This is a genomic window from Hymenobacter glaciei (assembly GCF_039539585.1).
Lineage (GTDB): Bacteria > Bacteroidota > Bacteroidia > Cytophagales > Hymenobacteraceae > Hymenobacter > Hymenobacter glaciei.
Genome location: NZ_BAABDK010000019.1, coordinates 1 through 9,193 on the forward strand (window position 1 = coordinate 1; position 9,193 = coordinate 9,193).

Consider the following 9,193-nt stretch of genomic DNA (forward strand, 5'->3'; position numbering starts at 1 on the left):
TTTTTGCTGTCATGACAGAAGAAATATACGTCCTCCTTCTGTCCGGCCTACCTAGACCACCTCAGCAAGTCTCCTTCACCAACCTGTTTGACACGGCCAAGCAGCTGCGCTGGATGGGCGACAACACGTACAATCAGGTAACGGGAGCGCGGTTTCGCCAAGCTATGGTCCGGGAGAAATACCAGCCCCGATTCCAGGAATTGCAGGCCAAGCCGTATTACGCCTTCCTAGTCCAGTTTCTGGCTGATTATGTTAAAAAGACCATTCCAAATTACCTTGCCAGCGAGTACACCTACTGGAGCATTTCGTGCCTGCCCCGTCATCTGCTGAAGGAGGGGTGCATCACGCGAATCAACATAAATGAAGTGCCCGTGCTCTCCGTCTTTGGCGATGAGGCGCAAAACCTGAGTGTAGTGTTGTTTGCCTCCAAAGCGCCCTTTTTGTCCACGCTCCAGGAAAAAGCAGGCTTTCAGGACACATTCGCGAAGTTGCCCACGCTGCACTTTCAGTGTAATGAATCATTTGCGAACGCCTGGCCGGATGAAATCAGGGTCTGTTGCCAGCAGGAAGACTTCGTGGGAATACTCAACAACGAGGTGTTGCTTTCTTCCATCCGCTGGTTCAATCTGCGGATGATGAAGAACGTAGGGAATGAAGAGGCCTCGCGACGTACTCCGAACCATTGTTTGCCTTTGGCTGATGTGGTGATTCAATAGGGAGTACCGTGGTGTAAGCGTAGGTACACAACTCTGCGGCAATACCATCGCGGCGCATGCGGTTGTGGCCCCATCGGCTCACGAAATAGTTTGCCCGGAACTGCCTTATGCTACGAAAGGATGATGACACGGGGTATCCAGTAAAGTTGATTTACCTTTTTCAACCAAGGAATTAAGATTAGGCAACCGGCCCTTATGCGCCCATTTGGCGGAATTAGCCCCGAATTCCTCTATCTTCCGGTTTTTTTACCCCCTATGCTGTTTCTACCTCGACTTCGCGGCCCGCTGGCAAAAATCTGGCGGTGCCGAACGCGCCAACTACGGCCTCTTTCTGCAAGACCTCTGCGACTTACTCGGCGTCCCCAAACCCGACCCCACCACCGACAATTCGACTCAGGACCAGTACGTGCTCGAGCGAGCCGTCACCTTCAACGATGGCCCGAAGAAGAGCACCGGCCGCATCGACCTAAACAAGCGCGGCTGCTTTATCCTGGAAACCAAGCAGTGTACGGACTCGCCCGATTCCCAGCAAAAGGCCGAGAGGTCGGACTGCGCCGAGCTGGGCTTTGCCGCGGAGAAGCGCCGCAAGGGCCACGCCCTGCGCGGCTCCGTGAAGTGGGAGCAAATGATGCAAGCGGCCCGGCAGCAAGCCCTGGGTTACGTGCGCGCCTTGCCGCCCGACGAGCCCCTGTTTGTGCTGGTCGTGGATGTGGGCTACTGCATTGACTTGGATGCGAACTTCGCCGGCGTGGGCGACTCCTTCGTGCCCTTCCCCGACCAGGCCCGCTTCCGGCTGCCGTTGGCCGCCCGGTGGGGGAGGGGAGGGGCCACGGGCAATGCAGCGGTCCGTGCTCCGTGACTAAAGGCTCCAACCAGAGGGCGCAGGGTTGTCAAACATTTATAGCAGCATGAACAGCGACGAGTTTCCCGAGATTACGGATTTGAACAGTGGCCAATTTGGTTATTTGCAAAAGCTCTCCAAGCCCTCAAATGCCTTATATAATTTTATTTTATTTGTCGTCCTGGCAATACTGGCGTCTTTGCCCTTTGTCACCGTAGACATAACCACCTCCTCGCCGGCTTCCATTCAAACGAACAACCTCCCGGAAACCTTGTATTCGCCGATGCCCGGGAAGATTGCCTCGCTCCGGGTGGCGAATAATCGACCCATCAAACGGGGCGACACGCTCCTGACCATCGACAATGCCCAACTCAAGGAAGAAATTGCCCTAACCGAGGGCCGAAAATCCCTGGCAAAACAAACCCTCCACGACATTGGCGTATTGCGCGATACCCCGAAAAGCCGGGGCGGCGCGGTGTTATACACCACCGAGTACCAAACGCAGCTGGCGCACTACGTCGAGCAACGGGCTTTGCTCACTGCGCGGCTCGACAACGCCACCAAAACGTACACGCGCTACACGCGCTTGTATGCGCAAAAGGTCATCGCGGCGAGTGAGTACGAGAAGTACGAGCTGGACTACAACCAGGCATTGCGGGACCTAAAGGTGCACGACACCAACGCACGGGCGCAATGGCAGACCGCCAAGTATGGCCTTCAACAGGAATTTGATAACCTCGTCGCCAAAGAAAACGAGCTACGGAACTTGATTGCCAAAAGCACAGTGGTGGCCAACACGGCGGGAACCGGCTACAAGGCCGAAGGGATTCAAAACGGCACCTACGTCCAGGGAGGCCAGAAGATTGCGGAAATCATTCCCAATAGCAATCTCATCGCCATTTGCCTGGTTTCGCCCCGAGACATTGGCTTTGTCAAGCCCAATCAACGGGTCCGGCTGCAAATTGATGCCTACAACTACTCCGATTGGGGCGTCCTCAATGCGTCGGTGACGGAGATTATCACGGACGTGAAAATCATTGAAAACCGGCCCTATTACCTGGTGCACTGCAAGCTGGACAAAACGCATTTAACCCTAAAATCCGGGTACTCGGGCACCATCATCAAAGGCATGACTGGAAGGGCAAACTTTAACCTTACCACCAAAACATTGTGGCAGCTTTTATTCACGAAGCTCAACGATTGGCTGGACCCAAAACAGCATTAGGCCGGCCCCGTGGTGTGCGCCCAGCGCCAGCACCCTCTCACCTTAATCAGCTCCGTGCGCAGACTACGCGCACCTTTCTATGGGGATAAAAATAAAACAGCACGACCCAATGGACTGCGGGGCGGCCGCATTGGCAAGCGTCTGCCTGCACTACAAGTTCCAGATACCCATTGCGCGGGTCCGGCAGTACGCGAACACGGATAGAAAAGGGACCAATTTGCTGGGCTTGGTGGAAGCCAGTAAAAAGATGGGGTTTGCCGCCAAAGCGGTCAAGGCCACGCCGGCCGTTCTTCCCGAAATCCAACTGCCCGCGATTGCGCACGTGCTGGCCCAAGGGAAGTACCCCCACTACGTCGTGCTCTACAAGTGGCACGCCAAGTATGTCCAGATAATGGACCCGGAAAAAGGCGAACTCAAAAAGCTGACACACGCCGATTTTCAAAAGGAGTGGACCGGCTTTTTGGTGCTCCTCGCGCCCGACGCGGATTTCAAAAAAGGCATTGTCGGCACCACAAATGCCGCCAAGCTCCTTTCGCTGGTAAAGCCCAACAAGGCCAGCATTGTGCAAATCATCGTGGGGGCGCTGCTCTACACCGTCCTGGGCATCGCTACCTCTATTTATATCGGCAAGATTACCGATTTGGTTATTCCAAACAACAACCAGAGCCTGATGAATCTGATGAGCGCGGCAATGGTGGTCCTCGTCGTCGTCCAGCTGATTATCGGGCTCTTTCGCAGTGTTCTGTCCTTACGAATCGGGCAGATTCTCGACGCCCGGCTAATCCTGGGGTATTATAAGCAGCTGCTGCAATTGCAGCAAAGTTTTTTCGATAGCATGCGGGTGGGAGAAATCATCAGCCGGGTAAACGATGCGGTAAAAATCCGCACGTTCATCAATGACGTGGCGGTGACGTTGTTTATTAACATATGGATTGTTATTTTCTCCTTTGTATTGATGTACTCTTATAACTGGAAGATGGCGCTGGTTATCTCGTCCTGTATTCCTTTTTACGGGGCGCTTTACTTGCTATCGAACCGACTGAATAAAACGAAGGTGCGGGCCTTAATGGAGAGCAGTGCGGACCTGGGAAGCCAGCTCGTGGAAAGCATCACGGCGATGGAAACGATTAAGCAGTTTGGCTTGGAAGATTACGCCAATCTCAAAACCGAGGAAAAATTTATTTCCGTGCTTACTGATGTTTACCGGGTTGGGGTCAATAACCTTTCGTTTGGGGTTACGGGAGACGCCTTCGCCAAAGTGCTCACCATCGCGGTTTTTTGGCTTGGAACTTACTATATCTTCCAAAACGAGATGACTCCCGGGGAGTTGTTCTCCTTGTACTCCCTGATAGGATTTTTTATCGGCCCGATTCAGGCACTGGTCGGCTCCAACCGCCAAGTGCAGGAAGCTTCCATTGCAGCCGACCGCTTGTTCGAGATAATGGACTTGGAACAGGTTGATGCGCGACAACAGCAATTCGCTCTAACCCCCGATTTGTTGGGGGACATTCGGTTTGAGCACGTTGGTTTCCGCTACGGTTCCCGTGCCAAAGTCTTTGACGACATTTCCTTCACCATTCCGCTCGGTAAAGTCACCGCCATCATTGGGGTGAGTGGGTCGGGCAAAAGCACCATCCTGGGCCTACTGCAAAAGCTTTATCCGGTTGGAACAGGGAAGATTTTCGTCGGCGACTGTGATTTGCAGAATGTATCCAGCGACTCCTTGCGAAAGGTCATCAGCATCGTCCCGCAATCCATCGTGCTGTTTGCCGGGAATATTTTGGAGAACATCACCATCGGGGACCCCAAACCCGATGTGCTTAAAGTGCTCAAAATCTGCAAACAGCTTCGGATTGCGGACTTTATCGAAACCCTCCCCAATGGGTACAATACCTACATCGGGGAAAATGGGTCAACCTTGTCAGAAGGGCAGCGGCAACGAATTGGAATCGCCCGGGCGCTTTACAAAAAATTTGATATTCTCCTGATGGACGAGGCCACCTCGTCCTTGGATGGTTTCAGTGATTCCTATGTGCAGGAGATTATTCAGGAACTCCAAAAAGAACACAAGACCGTGGTTATCATCACCCACAAACTCTCGTCCATTCAGCACGCGGATAACATACTGGTGTTGAAGGATGGCCAGTTAGTCGAGCAAGGAGTCCACGAGCAGCTGGTGGGGGCCGAAGGGTATTACCACAGCATCTGGAAAAGCCAAACGTAATCCCTTCTCTGCCCCCAAAACCACTCCGTTCTTGTGCCAGGAACGAACCGTTAGCCCCTGTAACCAACCCCTGGCCTAAAGGCATAGGGGATTCCCGCTCCATTCGATGAAAAACGCTTCTCTGGAATTTGTCGATGAACTCATCGTGCGTTCCCCCATGTACCCCTACAAAAACGTCAACTGCCAGGAGGATGTGCTGGCATTGCTTGACGACAACTTCTTCCTGGAAGCGCTGTACGTGGCCTCGCCGCTGCTCTACGACGAGTGCCGCAAGCTCCGGGAAGGAGCGCTCAAAACGACGAGAGAGCAAACAAAAGTCCTCAACAGCTTGAACCGCTACCTGTCGAGAATGAGGACCAGAAGCACGCCTTTTGGGTTGTTTTCCACGTGCGGAATGGCGGTCTGGGCCGACCACGGGTTTACCGAAACCGGGGCGGGCGCACCCATATCCAGACATACCCGCCTGGATATGCACGTGTTGTACAACCTGATTTCTTCCCTCATCCAGGAACCCGATATTCAACAGCAGCTCAAGTATTTTCCCAACAACAGTCGGTACCTTATCGGAAACGAAATCCGCTATATTGAATACACGTACAAGAACGGTCGGCGTAAGTACAAAATCTCGGGGGTTACTTTTAATCAATACGTTGAAAAGGTGTTGTTTCTCAGCCAAGCGGGTCTGACACGAGAGGAGCTAAGCGCCCTTTTAACCGGGGAGGGGATAAGCGAGGAGCAAAGCAAGGGGTTTGTCGCCAATATCATTGACGCACAATTACTGGTTTCAGACTTTGAAGTTGCCCTCACCAGCGAGGATGATTTTGCGCAACAAATCCACGCCACGCTGAGCCGGTTCTATGCGATTTCCGGAAGCGAGCCCATCAAGCGGGCGTTAGACTTTTTCGCTGGCATCCTTGCCGACTTGAAAGAGCTGGACCGCCACCAAGTCAACGGCATAGAAGCGTATCGAAGCATTATTGAGAAACTCAAGGCGTACTATCCCGCAGTAAAAGAAGAAAAGGCGTTTCATATCGACGCTTATCGGCCCGCCGCCCCGCTCGCGGTCAATGCAACACACCAACCGGAGCTATTGCATCTGTTGCAATACCTCACCCAGATAAACGCCGGTGCTTATGACACGGAGGAGGCCATTGAGTCGTTTAAAAAAGCCTTTCTCCAGCGGTACGAGTCCCAGACCAAGCGATTGGTAGAGGTGCTGGATGCTGATTCTGGCATCGGCTACCCGGTTAACAAACGAACAGGCGCCGCCATTCTGGTAGACGACATTCCGTTTGCTTCTAGAGCCCAAGAATCGACGGTTACGTTGACTCCGAAAGACAAGTGGCTATTGTCTATCCTGACCGCTCCTACAAACAAAGACGCCCGGGTGATTGACTTGGCGGAGCAACCCGCCCCCGGCTATCTAAACGCTCACAAATTTAACGGAATCCCAACCAGCTGCTCTGTGATGTTTCGGCTGACGAACCAGGAAAAGGAAACCCTATTTCTAGAAGCATTCTATGGCCCGTCAGGGGGGGCGATGTTAAGCCGATTCGCACATGGAAACCAGGAGATACGCCGCGTTATTGAACGAATAGCAGCAACCGAAGAACGTCTGGTGGAAAATTGCGTGCTGGCCGAAATCGTGCATATGCCCAACAACCGGATAACAAACATCATCAAACACCCGGCCGTTAGAAAATACGAAATTCCTTACCTGGCCAAGTCGTCCGTAGAAGGCCCAAACATTATCGAACTAAACGACCTGTTTGTCAAGGTGGAGAACAACGAGGTCGTGCTGTTCTCCAAGCGGTTAAACAAGCGGATTGTCCCGTGCAAAACGCATATGCACAATCACTTTACGAATGCGTTGCCCTTGTATCACTTCCTGGGTGATTTACAAAAACAGGGCGTGAGCCAAAACCAAAGCATTAATTTCAACTGGGGGGGGCTGCCCGTATTATTTCCTTACCTGCCCCGGGTTTGCTACAAGAAAATAATCGTTGCTCCAGCTTCGTGGGTTCTTAGTGTTGCTGATTTGGCACCCCTTAACCAAGGGGCTGAACAACTACCGCGCGCCGTGGCCGAGTTCCGGGAAAAATTTAACTTGCCTCGCCAGGTATTGCACTCGGAGGATGACAACGAGCTGCTGGTTGACTTCTCCAGTGTTCCATCGGTGGAAACCTGGCTAACCTTAATCAAAAACAGGCCGTCCATTTTATTGAAAGAGTTTTTGTGGGCCGCGGAGGCAGATGAATCCACTCACCTTCGCCAGTATATCGCAACCATCATCAATACGGAAAAAAGAAGTTTTGCGGACCCGGAGGCAACCGGCCGGGCCACGGAGGAGCCACTCATCACCCGGGAGTTTCCCGTAGGCAGCGAATGGCTATACCTCAAGCTTTACTGTGGCCCGGGCTCGGTGGATATGGTGCTGGCAAAGCTCCTCGCACCTGTAGCCGAACTTCTTGCCCGGGATGGGTTGATTGCCGAATGGTTTTATATCAAGTACCGGGACCCTGATTTTCACCTCCGCTTGCGGTTGCGGCTCAAGAACGCGTCGGATGCGCTCCGGGTGCTAGGCGTCATCAAGCAATGCCTGGCAAACTCAACGCTGCATGCGCTGGTCTGGAAGATGCAGCTCGATACGTACAGCCGGGAGATTGAACGTTATGGGGCCAACACAATGGCTTTGTGCGAAACGATTTTTTGGGTGGACAGCAAATTCGCAGTCAGGCTACTGGGCGCTTTTTTAGAGGATAAGACCGAGGTGATGAAATCGCTGTGGAGCTTGCGGTTAACGGATGAGGTTTTCACTGCTTGTGGCTTCACCCTGGAACAAAAGCGGGAGTTTGTCGAGATTGCTCGAAAAAGTTTTCAGAGTGAATTTGGAACCAATAAGCGGTCAATGGAAAGCATCAACGCCAAATACTCCGCCTACAAGGACCTTATCAAAGACATTATGGGCGGGCAAATCGAGGACAAGTTTCCCAAGATAGCCCCGGCCATCACCGCCAAAATGATGGAGTTAGCGCCCCTGCTCCAAGAAATTGTTCGACTCCAAAAAGCGGACGCTTTGCAGACGGATTGCTTTCGCCTGCTGTCGAGTATCATTCACATGATGCTCAATCGGTTGATTACCCAAAAAGAACGGGTGCACGAGTTGCTCATTTACGAATTTCTGTCCAAGCATTACACCACGCAGCATTTTATCGCCCGGAGCGCAAAACCCCTGTCCCTTTAGGGCAGGGGATACGTGGCGGCGCCAGCACGGGGACAGGCACGGGCCAAGCCGGCTTTTTTTCGCAGACCACCGCGGGCGGTTTTGCTCCGCCATCGGTTGCAATGGCCTGTACTAGTCTTACAGTCAGCGAGTTGCATATTGATTCAATTATACCTCCTCCTTCATTAGGTTCTATTTTTCCCCGTGATACATCTCTTTATTAGGTTTTATTTGTTTCCCATGATACATTTGGTGCACAAATTTCACCTTCTAACCACAATTCCATGAACGAGTTGCTTTTTGAAAAACGCGAAATTGTCGAGCTGTCGCACGACGAGATGATGGCCGTTGACGGCGGCACCACGCCCGTGTGCGCGGCGGCGGCTGCCTCGTCACTTGCATGCGGTATGGCCGCGATGACGTTGATAAATGCCGTGGGCACCTGGTACGACAACCACCACGGGCAATTTCAATCGCTCGGATAATGGCCGTTGACGGCAACCGCCCACGCGCACATGGGCATGGGCGGTTGCCGTCGCAGCAGAGTCGTCAATGATGTGCGGTATGGCCGCGATGTCGACGATAAATTACGCGGGCAACTATTACGACTCGCACCACAACCTCTACGTGCACCACTAAGGTTTGGCGCTTGTTGCAAGCGTTTTCAGTGAAAGGGCCTCATTTTTGGATTTCTCATGCGTCAATACGCACAAGAAATCCAAAAAATGAGGCCCTTTTAGCAATAAATCACTTAGACCCGTCCTGTGGCATGCGAATGGCAGCCATTGAGCGGAACCAGGCGGTACCCAATTCACTTTGTTTTTCTGCGCGCAAAACCCTTCGCCACTAGGCAAGGGTTTTGCAGAGAAACGTTGTGGCCCGTATTCGTCCAAGTCAATCTGAGGTGGTCTAGCTAAGCCGGACACAATTGGGACGTGGTTTGAAGTTGCTTTTCAAAGTGGTT

6 protein-coding genes are annotated in these 9,193 nt (G+C 52.7%); all 6 read left to right on the forward strand.

Translation table 11 applies throughout. The annotated features are described in order from the left end of the window. Positions 1-716 (forward strand): hypothetical protein (locus tag ABD837_RS13040; RefSeq protein ID WP_345055158.1); only part of this gene is annotated, 716 nt, incomplete at its 5' end. A 205-nt stretch (positions 717-921) separates the two neighbouring features. After that, positions 922-1,575, forward strand: a complete 654-nt coding sequence (locus tag ABD837_RS13045; RefSeq protein ID WP_345055160.1) for a type IIL restriction-modification enzyme MmeI — start codon at positions 922-924, stop codon at positions 1,573-1,575. 49 nt (positions 1,576-1,624) lie between these two features. After that, on the forward strand, positions 1,625-2,782 hold the full coding sequence (locus ABD837_RS13050) for an HlyD family secretion protein (RefSeq protein WP_345055163.1): 1,158 nt from the start codon (positions 1,625-1,627) through the stop codon (positions 2,780-2,782). Between the two features lie 79 nt (positions 2,783-2,861). Further along, positions 2,862-5,006, forward strand: coding sequence for a peptidase domain-containing ABC transporter (locus ABD837_RS13055; RefSeq protein ID WP_345055165.1), 2,145 nt, complete (start codon positions 2,862-2,864; stop codon positions 5,004-5,006). A 106-nt stretch (positions 5,007-5,112) separates the two neighbouring features. Continuing rightward, positions 5,113-8,250, forward strand: a complete 3,138-nt coding sequence (locus ABD837_RS13060) for a lantibiotic dehydratase (RefSeq protein WP_345055168.1) — start codon at positions 5,113-5,115, stop codon at positions 8,248-8,250. Positions 8,251-8,513: 263 nt separating this feature from the next. Further along, complete coding sequence (locus ABD837_RS13065; protein ID WP_345055170.1) at positions 8,514-8,714, forward strand: class IIb bacteriocin, lactobin A/cerein 7B family; 201 nt, start codon at positions 8,514-8,516, stop codon at positions 8,712-8,714. Positions 8,715-9,193 lie beyond the last annotated feature (479 nt).

Excerpts from the sequence above, each read along its gene's own strand:
- ABD837_RS13050 (WP_345055163.1), top strand. The coding sequence starts at position 1,625 with ATGAACAGCGACGAGTTTCCCGAGATTACGGATTTGAACAGTGGCCAA.
- ABD837_RS13055 (WP_345055165.1), top strand. The coding sequence starts at position 2,862 with ATGGGGATAAAAATAAAACAGCACGACCCAATGGACTGCGGGGCGGCC.
- ABD837_RS13060 (WP_345055168.1), top strand. The coding sequence starts at position 5,113 with ATGAAAAACGCTTCTCTGGAATTTGTCGATGAACTCATCGTGCGTTCC.
- ABD837_RS13065 (WP_345055170.1), top strand. The coding sequence starts at position 8,514 with ATGAACGAGTTGCTTTTTGAAAAACGCGAAATTGTCGAGCTGTCGCAC.